The sequence below is a fragment of the Mesorhizobium sp. B3-1-8 genome, from assembly GCF_006439495.1.
Taxonomy (GTDB): Bacteria; Pseudomonadota; Alphaproteobacteria; order Rhizobiales; family Rhizobiaceae; genus Mesorhizobium.
Genome location: NZ_VFTK01000005.1, coordinates 45,231 through 61,685, shown reverse-complemented (window position 1 = coordinate 61,685; position 16,455 = coordinate 45,231). Strand labels below are relative to the sequence as shown.

At 64.8% G+C, this 16,455-nt stretch carries 14 protein-coding genes; 2 read left to right on the top strand and 12 right to left on the bottom strand.

The window, feature by feature from the left end:
- Positions 1 to 10 precede the first annotated feature (10 nt).
- The 9 genes from FJ424_RS06295 to FJ424_RS06255 all read right to left on the bottom strand — a co-directional run bounded on the left by FJ424_RS06295 (position 11) and on the right by FJ424_RS06255 (position 8,220).
- Positions 11 to 751, bottom strand: a complete 741-nt coding sequence (locus tag FJ424_RS06295; RefSeq protein ID WP_140644434.1) for an ATP-binding cassette domain-containing protein — start codon at positions 749 to 751, stop codon at positions 11 to 13.
- Positions 748 to 1,707 (bottom strand): ROK family protein, encoded by a 960-nt coding sequence (locus tag FJ424_RS06290; protein ID WP_140651716.1) that lies wholly within the window; start codon positions 1,705 to 1,707, stop codon positions 748 to 750. The genes FJ424_RS06295 and FJ424_RS06290 overlap by 4 nt, the downstream gene beginning before the upstream one ends.
- Positions 1,704 to 2,522: an alpha/beta hydrolase gene (locus FJ424_RS06285; protein ID WP_140651715.1), complete on the bottom strand. Its 819-nt coding sequence runs from the start codon at positions 2,520 to 2,522 to the stop codon at positions 1,704 to 1,706. Before FJ424_RS06285 ends, FJ424_RS06290 begins: the two co-directional genes overlap by 4 nt.
- Entirely contained in the window at positions 2,519 to 3,346 is an 828-nt protein-coding gene (locus tag FJ424_RS06280; protein WP_140651713.1) for a sugar phosphate isomerase/epimerase, read from the bottom strand. The genes FJ424_RS06285 and FJ424_RS06280 overlap by 4 nt, the downstream gene beginning before the upstream one ends.
- Positions 3,346 to 4,425, bottom strand: coding sequence for a Gfo/Idh/MocA family oxidoreductase (locus FJ424_RS06275; protein WP_140651711.1), 1,080 nt, complete (start codon positions 4,423 to 4,425; stop codon positions 3,346 to 3,348). The genes FJ424_RS06280 and FJ424_RS06275 overlap by 1 nt, the downstream gene beginning before the upstream one ends.
- Before the next feature lie 454 nt (positions 4,426 to 4,879).
- Entirely contained in the window at positions 4,880 to 6,037 is a 1,158-nt protein-coding gene (locus FJ424_RS06270) for an ROK family transcriptional regulator (RefSeq protein ID WP_140651709.1), read from the bottom strand.
- 73 nt (positions 6,038 to 6,110) lie between these two features.
- Positions 6,111 to 6,593 carry a DoxX family protein gene (locus tag FJ424_RS06265; RefSeq protein ID WP_140651708.1) on the bottom strand — a complete coding sequence of 161 codons (483 nt, stop codon included), beginning with the start codon at positions 6,591 to 6,593 and terminating at the stop codon, positions 6,111 to 6,113.
- 157 nt (positions 6,594 to 6,750) lie between these two features.
- Entirely contained in the window at positions 6,751 to 7,212 is a 462-nt protein-coding gene (locus tag FJ424_RS06260) for a tetratricopeptide repeat protein (RefSeq protein ID WP_140651706.1), read from the bottom strand.
- Between the two features lie 36 nt (positions 7,213 to 7,248).
- Positions 7,249 to 8,220 (bottom strand): MBL fold metallo-hydrolase, encoded by a 972-nt coding sequence (locus FJ424_RS06255; RefSeq protein ID WP_140651704.1) that lies wholly within the window; start codon positions 8,218 to 8,220, stop codon positions 7,249 to 7,251.
- Between the two features lie 790 nt (positions 8,221 to 9,010).
- Between FJ424_RS06255 and FJ424_RS06245 the strand changes: the two genes are divergently transcribed.
- Together FJ424_RS06245 and FJ424_RS06240 are read left to right on the top strand one after the other, a co-directional pair.
- Positions 9,011 to 11,638, top strand: coding sequence for an EAL domain-containing protein (locus FJ424_RS06245; RefSeq protein WP_226891930.1), 2,628 nt, complete (start codon positions 9,011 to 9,013; stop codon positions 11,636 to 11,638).
- 200 nt (positions 11,639 to 11,838) lie between these two features.
- Complete coding sequence (locus FJ424_RS06240) at positions 11,839 to 12,834, top strand: transporter (RefSeq protein ID WP_140651698.1); 996 nt, start codon at positions 11,839 to 11,841, stop codon at positions 12,832 to 12,834.
- A 10-nt stretch (positions 12,835 to 12,844) separates the two neighbouring features.
- Here the strand turns inward: FJ424_RS06240 and FJ424_RS06235 are convergent, their stop codons facing one another.
- The 3 genes from FJ424_RS06235 to cimA all read right to left on the bottom strand — a co-directional run bounded on the left by FJ424_RS06235 (position 12,845) and on the right by cimA (position 16,435).
- Entirely contained in the window at positions 12,845 to 13,531 is a 687-nt protein-coding gene (locus tag FJ424_RS06235; RefSeq protein ID WP_140651697.1) for a glutathione S-transferase, read from the bottom strand.
- A gap of 58 nt (positions 13,532 to 13,589) precedes the next feature.
- Entirely contained in the window at positions 13,590 to 14,519 is a 930-nt protein-coding gene (rarD, locus tag FJ424_RS06230) for an EamA family transporter RarD (protein ID WP_140651695.1), read from the bottom strand.
- Between the two features lie 299 nt (positions 14,520 to 14,818).
- Positions 14,819 to 16,435, bottom strand: a complete 1,617-nt coding sequence (gene cimA, locus FJ424_RS06225; RefSeq protein ID WP_140651694.1) for a citramalate synthase — start codon at positions 16,433 to 16,435, stop codon at positions 14,819 to 14,821.
- Positions 16,436 to 16,455: the final 20 nt, after the last annotated feature.

Sequence of the window (16,455 nt, the reverse complement as noted above, 5' to 3'; positions counted from 1 at the left end):
CCTGTTGCCCTTAGGCCGCGGCCTTGGCGCCGACGATCAAGGCGGTGATTTCCTCGGGCGAGCTGGTCGAAGCGAGCTTGTTGGCGACCAGATGGCCGCGCCGCAGCACCATGATGCGCTCGCACACGCCGAACACGTCGGGCATGCGGTGCGAGATCAGGATGACGGCGACGCCGCGCTCCTTGAGGCGCTTGATCAGCGCCAGCACCTCGGCGACCTGGCGCACCGAGATCGCGGCGGTCGGCTCGTCCATCAGCACCAGCTTGGCGTCGGCCAGGCGGGTGCGGGCGATCGCGACCGCCTGGCGCTGGCCGCCCGACATGCGCTTGACCACGTCGCGCGGCCGCGTCTCCGACTGCAGCTCGCGGAACAGCTCGGCGGCGCGCTCGCGCATCTTGCGATGGTCGAGGAATTTGAACGGGCCGACCGAGCGCATGATCTCGCGGCCGAGGAAGACGTTGGCGGCGGCGCTCAGATTGTCGCAAAGCGCCAGGTCCTGGTAGACGATCTCGATGCCGGCGCGGCGGGCGTCGGACGGCTGGTTGAATTGCACCTCCTTGCCGTCGAACACCATCTTGCCGGACGAGGCCGGAAAGTTGCCGGCGATCATCTTGACCAGCGTCGACTTGCCGGCGCCGTTGTCGCCCATCAGGCCGACGATCTCGCCGGGCTCGATCTTGAACGACACGTCCTCGACGGCGTGGATAGCGCCGAACTGGCGCGAGATGCTCTTCAGCTCCAATAGGCTCATGGCAGGGACTCCCGTTCTTGCTCCGCTTCGGATGCAGGCATCGATCGAGCCGCGGCACAGTCGTCGGCGGCCTTGAGGCCGCCATAGAGGACGGCGCGCCAGCCGAGCCCGGCCCAGCGTAGGTCCATCGGGCGGCCCGTCTCGGCGAAGGGCGCCCGGAGCGCCACCAGTTCCTCCAATTGCCGGCGCGGAAATTCCTCGATCGCGCAGACCCCTCCTCCGAGCACGACCGTGGCCGGGGAAAACAGCGCCACCGCCGTGCCGATGGCGAGCGCCTGATCGCGCACGAACCGGTCGATGTCCGCACCAAGCCCGGGGATGCGCCGGGACTGGACAAAAACCTCGATGACGGGAACGCCGTGCCTGGCGGCGATCACTTCCAGAGCGCGGCCGGAGACGTAGGTTTCCAGGCAGTCCGTGCGCAGTCCTTCCAGGGTCCTGCCCTCATTGCCGAAAGGCATATGGCCGATCTCCAGCGCCCAGCCGCCGCCGCGAAAGGCTTCGCCGCCCTGCAGGAAAGCGCCGCCGACACCGGTGCCGAAGAACAGGCCAAGCACGCTGTCGGCGCCTTTCGCAGCGCCCGCGATCACCTCACCCGCCAGCACAAGGACAGAGTCGCGTTCGATGATGACGGGGAAGCCAAGCAGCGCGCCAAGCTCGCTCGCCAGGTGGTGGCCGTTGAGCTCGGGGACATTGCCGGCGAACAGGACGCGGTCGCCGTCGGTATCGATGAAGCCGGGAACGGTCGAGACCATCAGGTCGGGGGTGAGGCCCGCCTCGGCGCAGAACTCCCTGACGAGCCTGGCGAAGCTGCCGACGGGATCGGCGTTGCGCATCAAGGCGGACGGGAAGAGGCGCTCGCCGGCCTGCGGGACACGGTCGACGACCATGCCGCATTTGACCGAGGTGCCGCCGACATCGACGACCAGGATCGAGCGGATCGAGGCGCGTGTCATCGGTCGCCTCCCCTGTCAGGAAGGAAGTCTGCCAAGGCGTTCCGGAACTCGGCGACATAGGCCGCGCGATCGACCGTCTTCGACGTGATCTCGGCCAGCCGGGCGCCCGGAATGAGACCGGCCAGCTCGCGCGCATAGGCCAGAGGGTGGACGTAATCCTGGTCGTTGCCGATGATCAGAACCGGCCGCCGGATGGCCTCGATCCGGGCGCGGCTCACGCCCGGCCAGTCGAGCGGAATGCGCGACAGAAGCGCGATCGTGGTATCGGGCCGCGGCCGCTTGAAGAAGCCGATGAGCGAGGCCGCATTGTCCGGCGAGGCCGCAAGGACCTCAAGGAACTCCGACGATACGCCAAAACGCTCCGCGCCTTCTTCGGCGCCGTATTTTTCGAGGTACCGCGCCGCGACGTGATAGCCGTGCTGGCGCTCGATGGAAGGCGCGTCCACCCAGGCCGGCCGCGCCAGCACCAGCTTCGCCACGCGCGGAGCAGGAAAGTCTGCCAGCCGCAGCGCAATCGCCGCGCCCAGCGAGATGCCGCCGACCGCAGCCTGCTCGATGCCGAGATGGTCGAGCAGCGCCAAGGCATCGTCGGCGAACTGCGCGATCGACAGGCGCGACGGATCGCCAAGCGCGGAGGCGCCGTGGCCCCGGCACATCAGCGTGACGCGTTGCAGACCGGTGTCTTCGGGAAACACCTCGACCGGCTGGTCGAGAGGCGCGCCGAGCCCGTGCTGCCAGAGCACCGGGTATCCTTTGCCCGCGACATCGAAGGCAAGCGCACAGCCGTCAGCAGTGGTGAAGGTGCCGGCGGTCATGACACGTCCTCAAGAAGCGTGCGCAGAGCCGCGCCCGACGCGGCCGCATCCTTATGCCCGAAGCCATGCGCGACGACCGCCTGGCCGTAGCCGCAGGAGCGCAGCAGCCGCAGGAACCGGTGGAGGTCGACGGCGCCGGCGCCGGTGGCGACAACCGTGCCGGCCCGGTCGATGTCCTTGGCATGCGCCAGGATGATGTGCTCGCCGAGCAAGTCCACCGCCTCTTCCATGACGCGGGCCTGATCGCTCAGTCTGTCGCCGACGAGATTGGCGGCGTCGAGGATGATGCCGAGGCGCGGGCTCCTGACCTCGTCGAGGATCCGCCGCGCGAGAATGGCGTCGGCGACGACATTGCCGGGCTCGGGCTCGATGCCGAGCCGCACATCGTGCTTCTCGGCAAGCTCGAGCGCCGCATCGAGCTCGGCGCGCAGATCAGCCCAGGCGGCCGGCGAGGCATTGTCGGGGTGGGCTGCCCACATGTCGCCGGCGTTGCGCGAGCCGGTGCACAGCGTCACGATCGGCGCGCCAAGCAGCGGCGCGGCGGCGACGACATTGGCGAAGCGGGCGCGGGCGGCACGGCGCACCGCCGCATCGGGATGAGCCATGTTGTATGTGCCGGAGAGGCCGGCAATCGCCAGGTCCTGCGCGCGGGCGGCTTCGGCGAAGGCCGAAAGCTCGGCGGCCGGAACGGTGTCCGGAAGGCTGGCCAATCCCAGGCATGACAGGTTGAACTGCATGCCCTCATAGCCGTCTTGCCCGATCGCCCAGAGCAGCTGGTCGACGGGGCCGAGCGGATAGGTCCGGGCAAAGATTGCGGGATACATCAGACCGGCCCCGAGGCGTCCGCCAGATCGACGGGCTTGCCGCTGCGGACCGACTGGCCGATCGCCACCATGGCGCGGATGGAAGCGACGCCGTCCTCGATCGAAGCGCCGTTCATCGGCACGCCGGTGAGCACGACGTCGGCGAAGCCTTCGAGCTGGCGGCGATAGAAATGCCCGTCGGCGCCCAGTACGCGCTCGGAGGAAGCGCTGCTCTCGCGGAAGATGTCGACCTCGCTCGACTTGTAATACCAGGGATTGAAGAGCTTGCCGATGGCGCTGCCGTTCTCGCCATAGAGCTGGAAGCCTTCGTGCCAATCCATCCGGACCGGCAGCGTCAGATCGAGATGGCCGAGCGCGCCATTTTCGAATTCCGTGTCCACGAACCAGCAATGGGCGCCGAAGCGTTCGAGCAGGCGGGCCTGCACAGACTTGATCGGCCCCGCCAGATAGCGCGCGAGATCGACGAGATGGCTGCCATGCGCCAGCATGAAATAGCGCTGGCGATCGGCCTTCTGGTCGCCGGCCGGCTTCAGCGCCTTGGCGCCGCTCCTTGGCACCGGCTGCACCGCATCGGTCATGGTGTAGCGATGGGTGGAATCGCAGTACCAGGCCTTCAGCGCCAGCAGCGAGCCCATCTCCTTGGTGGCGAATTCGTGCGCTGCCTGGATGCCTGGATCGAAACGCAGCATATGGCCGATCTGCAGCACCAGGCCGGTGCGCTCGACATGGCCTCTCAGCTCCTCCGCCTCCTCGACCGACATGGCGATCGGCTTTTCGCAAAGAACGTGCTTGCCGGCCGAGAGAGCCTTGATCGCCGCCGGAACGTGGAAGGCATCTGAAATGCCGATGACGATCGCCTCGACCTCCGGATCGGCGAGCATGCGGTCATAGTCGTTGTAGATGCTTGTCGCGTCGTAGAAGGAGCCGAACCGCCGCGCCAGATCGGCATCGGCATCACAGACGGCCTGCAGGACGACGTTCCTGCCCTTCTGCGCCGATTCCAGATGCGCGAATTGCGAGATCGGGCCGCAGCCGAGGATACCGATGCGCAGACACCGGGCGTCTTTCTTGACGGGCACAGGCTCGCTCCCTAATATTTGTTTTTGTCTTATACAAAAACAAATATCACAAACCGCCCCGCGTCAAGGCGCTTGATTAGGATTTCTGCGATTGCTGTTTTGCGGGATGCGACGATGGATCGACTTCGCATGGTCGCGGTTGGCGCTAATGCTTTGAGTTGGCTCCCCAAATGGACTGTCGCGGCGCCCCGCTGTTCGCCAGTGCGTGCAAGAAAAACCTTGGAAATGACAGCCAGTTCCTCAGCACAGGGACTGGATTTTCACCGTCTATTTCCGTGAAATCAGCGCAAACGCCGGAGATTGGCGGAAGCCTCCCCAACGTCGTCATCCACGGGCGGAGCAAGGAGCGAAGCGACGCGCGCAGACCCGAGGGTGACGAATCGGTGGGCGTTCCGGCCAATCTCCAAGGCATGCCACCTACCACGCAGACATAGCGGACTTCGGTGCCGGGGAACTACAGCGTGCTGGCCTCGAGGTCCGGGAGAGCGAAAAGCGTGTCGCGGATGGTCGCCGCCGCGCCGATCGCGGCGCCATCAGCGCCGAACTGCGCCACCCTGATCTCGGGCATCGCGAAGCCCGCCAGAAGCCGCCTCTTGATATCGGCCTGGATGCGCCGGCCGAGCTTGGGATAGAGGCCGGCCAACGGGCCGCCAAGCACGATGCGCCCGGGGTCGAGCAGATGGATGGCGTTGACGAGGCCGGCGGAAAGGCCGCTGACCCAGGCGTCGAGCACGGCGTCCACGTCCTTGCTGCCGACGCTTGCAAGCAGCATCTGGACGCCGTCGGCCATTGGCTGCCCCTCTTCGAACAGCCGCGTGAAAAGTTTGGCGCCAGCCAGCATCTCGAACGTATCGACGCGGCCGCCGGCGGAAACGATGGTGTGGCCGATTTCGCCGGAGTAGCCGTGCCCGCCCATCACGACACGGCCGTCATCGATGATGGCGCCGCCGATGCCCTCGGCCAGGAGAACGACCAGCATGCTGCCGGCCTTGGCCGTGGCGGAGGCGGCAAGCTCGGCATTGGCGAAGGCGAAAGCGTCGTTGCAGACCATGACCGACCAGTCGGCCGGCGACTTGGCCGTCAGTTCCGCCTGCAGGGGATAGTTGCGCCATTCCAGGAACGGCGCATGCACCACGCTGCCGTCGCGGCCGACGAGGCCCGGCACCGAAATGCCGATGCCCTCCACCTTGTCCTGCAGAGCGGGATTTTCGTTCAGCAGCCTCTCGATCAGGGAGAGCAGCCTTGCCGATATATGCCCGGCGTCGCGGTAGCGCGGACCGGTCGGCTCGACGATGCGGCTGACGACATTCATCTGCAGGTCGAGCAGCACTCCGGTCAAGGAACGCGTGCCGACATCGGCGCCGACAAAATACGCCCCCGAAGGATTGAGCGACACGCCCACGCCCGGCCGGCCCTTGCGCGTTTCGGGGGACATTTCGGCGCTCTCGACGACAAGGCCGGCATCGAGCAGGACGCGCATGGCGTTGCCGATCGTGGCCCTTGTCAGGCCGAGCTGGCGGGCCATGTCGGCGCGCGAGAGCTGCCGGCCGTTTTGCAGCAGTCTCAGGCAACGCCTGGCGTTGATATGGCGCAGTAGGCTTGTCGTATTCAAGGCGACGTCTTCAGTTTGGGACCCGAGCAAATAGCATCCGGCGCCAGCAATCCAAAGAGGTTTCCGTGCCGCCTCAAACCGGCAGGCTCGTCTCCCCCACCGACAGATGCTGCTCAATAGGCGGATCGATCTTGGTGTCCTTCGCGAGCCCGGCCAGCACCCTGTCCACCGACAGCCTGCCGGAACCGGAAAGCGCCAGGATGAACATGCCGCCGGCGATGGCGAGATCCTTCTCGAAATGCAGCAATTCGTTCTGGCTGGCGAAATTGGTGTGGAAGAGAGTTGCCGTCATCAGGCAGAACAGGCCGAGGCCGATCGCGCCGAGCCGCGCCAGGATGCCGAGCGCCACGGAGAGGCCGGCGCCGAGCTGCAGCGCGATGGCGGCCAAAAGCAGCGGCGTGCCGACGCCAAGCGCGGCCGTCGCCTTCTGAGCGCCTTCGAAATGGGTCGCCAGTTGCAGTCCCTCATGCACGAAGATCAGCGACAGAAGCAGGCGGCCGGCCAGCAGGACCGCGTCCCTGGCGTGAAGTTTTCCGGCAAGTTCGATCGGTGTCATGGTCGGCTCCAAACTTTGGAAAACGGGGGGCGCCGCGCGTCCATATCGACGCGCGCGTTGAAAGGTCGGAGCCGGCGCGAGGGAGAGGAACGCCGGCTCCGGTTTTCGGGCGCTACCGCCGTGGCGCCCAAAAGGCTGACGAGCCCTTATGGGCCGCCTACTTCGTCACCTTGGTGTCGATGGCCTGCTTGAGGTCCGAAAGCTCCTCGCAGCCGGCCGGGCAGAGTTTTTGCAGCGAGGCGAGCTGCTCGTTCGCTTTGGCCATGTCGCCGGTCTCGACATAGAGCTCGCCCAGATATTCATGCGCGGCCTTGTGATCGGGCTGAAGTTCCAGCGCCTTGGTGTAGTAGGTGAGCGAGGTCTGGTAGTCGCCGGTCTTGCGCAGCGTGAAGCCGAGCAGGTTGTAGACGTCGGCCTGCTGGGTGTCCTGCGCAAGGTCGCGCAGGTCGGTCAGCGCGCCCTTGTAGTCCTTGGCCTCGATCTTGGCCTTGACGGCCGTCAGGTCCGGCGCGCCGGCGCCTTCGATATCGTCCACCGCATAGGCCGGGACGGCGATGGCGATGGGGGCCGCGGTCAGCACCGCAATGGCGCCGAGCACCGCGAAAAGTGCGTGTTTCATTGGAGTTGTCGCTTTCTGTTCAGGATCCGATTCAGATCAGATCTGGGTTGGGGTGAAGGCGTAGGCGTTGCCGTCCTTGACGAAGCTGCCTGTGCCGGGGAACGGGAAGTGCGAACCGCAGATGCGGACATTGTCGGCGATCACCTGGTCGATGATCCGGTGGCGCGTGGTGATCGCCATCGGCCCATCCTGGTCATAAGCGCCCTGCCATTCGGGATGCGGGGCAAGCAGCGCCGGCACGTACATGGTGTCGGCCGAGACGAGGAACTGCTCGGAGCCGGCATCGACATGGTAGACGGAATGGCCGGGCGTGTGGCCGGGCGCCGCCATGAGGCGGATGCCGGGCACCACTTCCGCGCCGTCGTCGACCAGCTTCCAGTTCTTCCATTTCGGAAAGTTCTCGGCGATGCGCTTGCCCGCCGGCTTGCGGCCCTCGGGCAGCTTGGCGAGGCGGCTCGGATCCGTCCACCAATTGTATTCGGTGGCGTTGACGATCAGCTCGGCATTCGGGAACACCGGATTGTTGGTGCCTTTCTCCATCAGGCCCCAGACATGGTCGGGATGGAAATGCGAGATCGTGATGGTGTCGATCGCCTTGTAGTCAATGCCGGCGGCCTTCATGTTGGCCGGAAGATGCGTGGCGTTGGCCTGCCACTGGCCGACTCCTGAACCGGCGTCCATCATCATGGTGCGGCCGTTCATCTGGAGCACCACGACGGTGAGCGGGATCGGCATGAATTCGGTGGTCAGTCCGGCCTTGGCGAGTGCCGCCTTGGTGTCGTCGACCGACACATCCTTGATGAAGGCCGGGTCGTGCGGCTTGCGCCAGATGCCGTCATAGACGGCGGTGACCTCGAGCGAGCCCACCTTGTATTTGTAGAAGCCGACCAGCGGCTCGACCGGGGTTTCGGCGTAAGCCGCGGGCGCGAATTCCAGCTTGCCGGCAATGCCGAAGGCGGCGGCGGCGGCGGCGGAACCGAGCACCATGCGGCGTGTCATGTTGAACATCGGAAATCTCCTCTTGTGGCTTGGGCGTTTGCTTCAGGTTTCAGGCGGTATGAGAGGTTGGCGGAGGGCCCGGTGCGACCCTCCGCCGGCTGCGGAACCGGAGCCGGCCGGTCCGACTGAAGACCGGCCGGCTCCGGGGAGATCGGGACGTCTGGTCGTTGACCCAGGGCGAGGCGTGCCTTCCTCACACCGGCATCAGGACCTTCGATCCCGCCTCCTGGGCGAGGACCTTTCGGTCCCGCCGGCTCAGCGACCCCAAGTGGCCGGGCTCTTCCGCAGCAATCCTGGCCGCCGGCTTCATGTCGTGGCGGTCCATGTCGGCTTCGCGATGAAGCGGTGGTGGTGGTGTCGACGGCCGCGGCCTGCTGGCCGCCATTCGTCCAGGGGAAGCGGTCGCTGCCGGTAAAGGCGCTGCCGGTGGCAACGAGGATGGCGAGAGCGATGAAGACGGTTCTGTTCATACGCGTAGTCCTTCCGGATTGGTTGATGCATGCCTTGGGAGGACGGCCTCGCTACAGCCAAGACCCGGAAGGCCCGGGCTTTATTCCCGGACGCGGAAGATTCTTTTGGGAGCAACGGGAAATCGCGATTTTTGCGGGATGAACGGCCCAGTTGGCCGGCGTTAATCATGGCTTGAGTTTGTTGGCTCAAGGCAAGCCTCCAGGCCGCGAACGGCGCAATTTGAGGCTGGCATGGAAGTTCTAATTTAAGCACTTTCCTTTAACTCCGATCGATGGGGCGTCGTCCTCCGATCGATGGAGCGTCGTCCAGGAAAGCTATTCGGGTTGAATTGACCGGGAAAATTTTCAATATCGGCCGCATCAGGCAGGCCGTTTTCTCTTCCGCCAACGTGCCGGCGGCGATTGCTTTCGTCGTGCTCTTGATCTGCGCGATCTTCGTCGACCAGCAGAACAAAACGGTTTCCGATCAACTCACGCGCGCGGACGTCCTCTACAAGGTCAATATCATCCGCGCCAAGCTGGAAGGAAACATCAACGGCAATCTCCAGCTGGTTCAGGGCCTCGTCTCGGCCATCGTCACCGAGCCCTATATGGGGCAGCAGAGATTTGCCTCCCTCGCTGCCAATCTCTTCAAGCAGAAATCGCAGTTGCGCAACGTTGGCGGCGCGCCGGATCTCGTCATTTCGCTGATGTATCCGATGGAGGGCAACGAGAAGGCGATCGGGCTCGACTACCGCAAGAACGAGGCGCAACGCTTGGCGGCGCTCAGGGCCCGCGACCAGCGCATATCGGTCCTTGCCGGTCCCGTCGACCTCAGGCAGGGCGGGCGCGCCTTCATCGGCCGGATCCCTGTCTTCGTGCCGACAGCGGGGGGCGGCGATCGCTTCTGGGGCCTTGTCTCGGCGGCTATCGATATCGATCGGCTCTACGCCGCAAGCGGCCTCACCGACCCTGATCTCGATATAGATGTGGCGCTTATCGGAAAGGATGCGCTTGGCGGTGGCGGCCAGCGCTTCTTCGGCAGCGCCGACATCGTCAAGAACAATCCGGTGACGGCAGACGTGCAGCTGCCGTTCGGTTCCTGGCACATATCGGCAATCCCCAAGGGCGGTTGGCCGACCGTGCCGAAGAACGAGCGGGGCTTGCAGGCGCTCATGGCGCTCGCCGCTGTGCTGGTGGTGCTGCCCATCCTGGTGGCCGGACGGCTGTTCGGCGAAAGGCAGAAAAACTATGCTGAATTGAGGCGCCTGTCCGGGAGACTGGAACTGGCGCTGGAGGCTTCAGGCATCGGCGTGTGGGAGCAAGACCTCTTCACCGACGAGCTGCTGTGGGACGATCGCGTCAATGAGATCTACAACAAGCCCGCCGACGGGAAGCCGCGCGGCTATGACGACTGGGCACTGGCGATCCACCCCGAGGATGTCGCGCGGGCACGGCGCGAGTTCGACCTTGCCGTGGGTGCAAAAGGTCCCTACTCGTCGCAGTATCGACTGCTTCGCCCAGACGGCACCGTCCGCCATGTGCGCGCGCGCGCAAGCTACTTCCAGGACAGCGACGGCACGCCGAAGATGGTCGGGGCCGAATGGGACGTGACCAGCGACGTTCTGCTCAACGAGAATCTGGTGCGTGAACGGCAATTGTCGGAATCGAAGAATGCCGAACTCAAGACCGCCAAGGCGCGCATCGAGCATGTCGCGCTGCACGATTCACTTACCGGCCTGCCCAATCGCCGTTACCTCGATGAGATGCTGGCTAATTCGCCCGAGGATCGCACTGCGCTGCTGCATCTCGACCTCGACCGCTTTAAGCACATCAACGACACGCTCGGCCATGCGGCGGGCGACGCCATGCTCATGCATGCCTCGAAGGTCATCAAAGCAAACGCCCGGGCAGGCGACTTCGTGGCGCGCATCGGCGGGGACGAGTTCGTTGTGGTTTGCCAGGGGCGCGATGACAATGAGCTCGCCGCGCTAGCGGATCGTATCATCGAAGAAATGCGCCAGCCCGTCGACTATAAAGGCCACCAATGCCGTTTTGGGGTCAGCATCGGGATTGCGGCGCTTAGCGGCGTCGATGCGAAGCAGTTGCTGGTCAACGCCGATCTCGCGCTCTATCGAGCCAAGAGCCGCGGTCGCAACCGCTATGAGTTCTTCAACGAAGAGCTGCAGAGCGAGATCGTCAGGACCAAGCAGACCGCTGACGAGATCCTCAGCGGGCTGGAGCGCAACGAGTTTATCGCCTACTATCAACCACAGTTCGATGCCAAGACGCTCGAGATCGTCGGCGTCGAGGCGCTGTCGCGCTGGCGCCATCCACGGCGCGGCATCCTCGCCCCCGACATCTTCCTCAAAGTGGCCGAGGAATTGAATGTGGTCTCGCTGATCGACCGCACGATCCTCGAACAAACGCTGGAGAATTTCCAGCGCTGGTCGCGCGACGGCCTCAACATTCCGCGCTTTTCCGTCAACGTCTCAGCACGAAGGCTGGAGGACAAAGACCTGATCAACGGCCTGCGCATGCTGGCGATCAAGGAGGGAACCGTCTCGTTCGAGCTCGTGGAATCCATTTTCCTGGACGAAAATGACGAGCTTGTCGCCTGGAACATCGAGCACATCAAGGAGTTCGGGATCGACATCGAGATCGACGATTTCGGCACGGGCCATGCATCCGTCGTCAGCCTGCTCAAACTGCAACCGCGCCGTCTCAAAATCGACCGGCAGCTCGTCACGCCGATAACGGGCTCGGCGGCGCAGCGGCGGCTGGTGTCGTCAATCATCGAGATCGGCAAATCGCTCGGCATCGGGGTCGTGGCGGAAGGCGTCGAGACGATGGAACACGCGCGCATCCTGAAAGAGCTTGGCTGCGACATCCTGCAAGGCTACGCTTTCGGGCGTCCGATGGACCCAAAATCTTTCAGGACCTTCGCGATGTCGCGCAAATGGCTGGCGACTGGATAGGCAGGCGAAGCGAGCTGCCGTTTGATCGCAACGCCACGGCTGCGCAGCCAGTTCGGCCAACGATAGGACGGCTCTGTCGAGAGTGGCTGCAGCCGTAAAGACGGTCACCAAACTGTCACACTGGGCGGCAATCGCCATGGTAGGTTTGCACTGGCCGCCCCCCGCGACCCCTGACCGCACCAAGAGCCGGCGAAGCCGCCATGAACATCGCCCTCCCCGCCGAAGGCACCGACCTCTCGCCCTATCTGCCGGACGAGCACGGGCTGTTCTTCATCTATCATTTCAAGGCCGATGGCTCCCGCACCAAGGATCCCGCCGAGGCGCATTGGAGTTGGCGCAGCTACCAGATCACCGACATGCGCGCCCGCCAGGAGATCGGCGCCGAGCAGGCCCTGCCGCAGCCGGTGCGCGATGCCTTCCTGTCGCCCAGCCATGGCTGCCAGATCGATTTCGAGGACGACTTCCTCTATGGCGACCTGCCCGACCTCAGGCATGACTTCGCCGAGGCGCGCGGGCTCACGCATTTCCGTTTCGCCTTCAACGACAAGATGCTGGTCGGCGCCCGCAAGCAGCCGCTGGAATCGGTCGATAAGATCCGCAAGCTGGTGGAGGGCGGCACGCGAAAATTCCGCACGCCGGCCGAGCTGATCGAGGCGGTGATGGGCCAGTCGCTCGACGGCATGGCGGCCGAGCTTGACAAGATGGGCGATACGCTGGACGGCATCGAGGACCGGATCGTCGTCGATGCATGGCACAGCGAGCGCCAGGCGCTGGTCGATGCGCGCCGGCAGCTGGTTCTGATCCACCGGCAGATGGCGACGCTCACCAACCTCTTCCGCCACCTCGACCATTCGCATCGCAACGAGCTGCCGGACCCGATCAACGACATGGCGACGCGGCTATCGCACCGAGCGCACACGCTGCATCACGACGGCGAGCAGTTGCAGGCGCGCACGCGCCTGTTGCAGGACGAGCTGATGGCCAAGCTCACCGAACGGTCGAACCAGTTGCTCTATATCCTGTCCGTCATGACGGCGGTGCTGTTGCCGATGACCATCATCTCCGGCCTGTTCGGCATGAACGTCGGCGGGTTGCCGCTGGTCGACACGCCGCTGGGTTTCTGGGTGGTGACGGCGATCTCGGTCGTCATCGCCGGCATCGTCTATACGATCGTGCGGCGGCTGGGGCGGGTCTGAAGCAATCGCGTCAAGCGGTTGCCCGCAGATCCTCGACGATGGCGCCGGCGGCGGCGACTTCGGCTTCGTGGTCGGGTTCGCGCCACGTCTCGGCAAGTCCGGCCGCGTACCATTCGCGCATGGCCGGCAGGTCGAGCAGCCGCGACGGATAGGCGGCGGCTGCGCCTTCGAATGCCAGGCCATAGGACTGCGCCCTGAACGCGATGGGGGCGAAGAAGGCATCGACGGCACCAAAACGGTCGCCGGCCAGGAAAGGTCCGCCGAAACGCGCAAAGCCATCGTTCCACAAGTCTCCCATGCGGAAGATGTCGTACTTCAGCGCGCCGGACATGGGCGAAAGCTTTACCCGCACGCCGCAGCTCATCGGGCAGTCATTGCGCAGCGCGGTGAAGCTCGAATGCATCTCGGCGGCGGCCGAGCGCGCCCAGGCGCGCGCCTTCGTCTCCGACGGCCAGACGCCCTGATGGCGTTCCGCAAGGTATTCGACGATCGAGAGCGTATCCCAGACGGCCCAGCCATCATCGACAAGACAGGGCACGCGTCCATTTGGCGAGAACTGCCGGTAGAGGCCGAAACTCGATCCGGTCGGGAACGGCGTCAGCCGCTCCTCGAAGGGAATACCAAGGACACGCATCAGCAGCCACGGGCGCAGCGACCAGGACGAATAGTTCTTGTTGCCGATATGCAGAACGTACATCGGGCGTCCTCTGCTTCTTGTTTACGCATTCCGGACGGAAAACCGTCTCGCACTGTGCTTATCTCGTCGCGGGAGCCGGCGGGCGGACCTCGCGCCCCCTGAACATCGACCAGCTATACATGGCCAGAGCTGCCCAGATCAGCGCAAAGGCGACAGCCTGGGTGCCGCCGAACGGCTCGTCGAAGATCAGCACGGCGATCAGGAATACCATGGTCGGCGCGATATATTGCATGATGCCGATGGTGGACAGGCGCAGCAGCCTGGCGCCGAAGGCAAAGAGCAGCAGCGGCACTGCGGTGACCGGGCCGCAGCCGATCAGCAATGCGGTGTCGGCGCCTGTGCCGGAAATCAGATGATCCTGGCCGGTGGCGATCAGGTAGACGATGTAGCAGAGCGCCGGCACCGACAGCAAAAGCACTTCGAGCAGGAACCCCTGGCTCGGGCCGATCGGCAGTGTCTTGCGGAAGAAGCCGTAGGCGGCGAAGGAGAAGGCGAGCGCCAGCGACACCCAGGGCAATTTGCCGGCCTCGATTGTGAGCACCATCACCGCGACCGCGGCCAGCGCCACCGCGGCGATCTGCAACCGGTCGAGCCGCTCGCCGAGCAGCACCGCACCGACAACGACGACCACCAGCGGGTTGATGTAATAGCCGAGCGCGGTTTCGACGGTGCGGTCGACCGCGATCGCCCAGACATAGATGCCCCAGTTGATCGAGATCAGCACCGCCGTCAGCGCCGCCATGGCAAGGCTCTTCGGCGAGCGGATCGCCGCCTTGGAGTCGGCGGTGCGGCCGGCCCAGATGAGCACCGCCGCCGCGATCGGCACCGACCAGACGACGCGGTTGGCGATCACCTCGGCGAGCGGCAAATGCGCCACCGCCTTCATGTAGAAGGGCAGCAGCCCCCAGAGGAAATAGGCGCCGAGCGCCAGGAGGAAACCGCGGCGGGCCTTGGCATCCTGATCGAGATCGGCTGTAGCGGTGACCATGGCCTGACGCTATGGCCCAGCGGATCGCCCAAGACCATCACAAAATTATGATGGATCAACGGACTTTTCGTGATGGTTCAAACGCCTCGCGCAAGTTCCTCGCCCCACGCAGTGGGGAGAGGTGGCCCGGCGAAGCCGGGACGGAGAGGGGTTTTCGCAAAGTCTAGAAAATGGGGAATTAGCGACCCTGCTGCGCCCTTTCCTTCTTGGACCCTGGCTTCGCGCAGGTCGCTCTCCCGCTGCGTCCCGGCTGCGCCGGGCCACCTCTCCCCCGCTTTGCGGGGGCGAGGAAAGGAGCCCTATTCCGCCGCCACCAACCCCGCCATGTCGCGGTTCTTCATCAGCTTGTAGACGATCGAATCCATCAACGCCTGGAAGGAGGCGTCGATGATGTTTTCCGACACGCCGACGGTCCACCAGCGGGCACCGGTGGAATCGTGCGATTCGATCAGAACGCGGGTGATCGCCTCGGTGCCGCCGTTGAGGATACGCACCTTGAAGTCCGCGAGCTCGAGATCGGCGATCTCGCTCTGATATTTGCCGAGGTCCTTGCGCAGCGCGATGTCGAGCGCGTTGACCGGGCCGTGGCCTTCGGCGACCGACATCTTCTCCTCGCCGTCGACCTCGACCTTCACGATCGCCTCGGAGACGGTCTTCAGATTGCCGTTGGCGTCGAAGCGGCGCTCGACCATGCAGCGGAACGAGGTGACGTTGAAGAACTCCGGCAGGCCGTGCAGCATCTTGCGGGCCAACAATTCGAACGAGGCGTCGGCGCCTTCATAGGCATAGCCTTCGGCCTCGCGCTCCTTGACCACGGCGATCAGCGCGTCGAGCCGGTGATCGTCCTTCGGCACGTCGATGCCGCGCCGCTTCAGCTCGGCGAGGAAATTGGCCTTGCCGCCCTGGTCGGAGACCATGACGCGGCGGCGGTTGCCCACGGCTTCCGGCGGGACATGCTCATAGGTCGCCGGCTCCTTGGCCAAAGCCGAGGCATGGATGCCGGCCTTGGTGGCAAATGCCGATGAGCCGACATAGGGCGCCTGCGCTTCCGGCGCGCGGTTGAGCAATTCATCGAACGCACGGGAAAGCCTCGATATTCCGGTCAGTGCCTCGGCCGAAATGCCGGTCTCAAAACGATCGGCGAAGGCGGGCTTCAGCGCCAGCGTCGGGATGATGGAGATGAGATTGGCGTTGCCGCAGCGCTCGCCGATGCCGTTCAGCGTGCCCTGGATCTGGCGCACGCCGGCCTCGACCGCGGCAAGGGAATTCGCCACCGCCTGTCCGGTGTCGTCATGGGCATGGATGCCGAGATGATCGCCAGGAATGCCGTGCGCGATGACCTTGCCGACGATTTCGCGCACTTCCGAAGGCTGCGTGCCGCCATTGGTGTCGCACAGCACCACCCAGCGCGCGCCGGCTTCATAGGCCCTCCTAGCGCAGGCCAGCGCGTAGTCCGGATTGGCCTTGAACCCGTCGAAGAAATGCTCGCAGTCGACCATGGCTTCCTTGCCAGCCGCGACAGCGGTTTCCACCGAGGTCTTGGTCGACTCCAGGTTCTCCTCGTTGGTGCAGCCGAGCGCGACGCGCACGTGATAGTCCCAGCTCTTGGCGACGAAGCAGATGGCGTCGGACCTCGACTGCACCAGCGCCGCCAATCCCGGGTCGTTGGAAGCCGAGATCCCTGCCCGCTTGGTCATGCCGAAGGCGACGAATTTCGCGCGCTCAGTCCGCTTCTTCTGAAAGAAAGCTGTGTCGGTCGGATTGGCACCCGGATAGCCGCCTTCGACATAGTCGATGCCGAACTCGTCGAGCATTTTGGCGATGGCGATCTTGTCCTCGACGGAAAAGTCGATGCCCGGCGTCTGCTGGCCGTCGCGGAGGGTCGTGTCGAAGAGATAAAGGCGTTGCTTTGTCATGGCTGCGTGGGTGCTCAGCA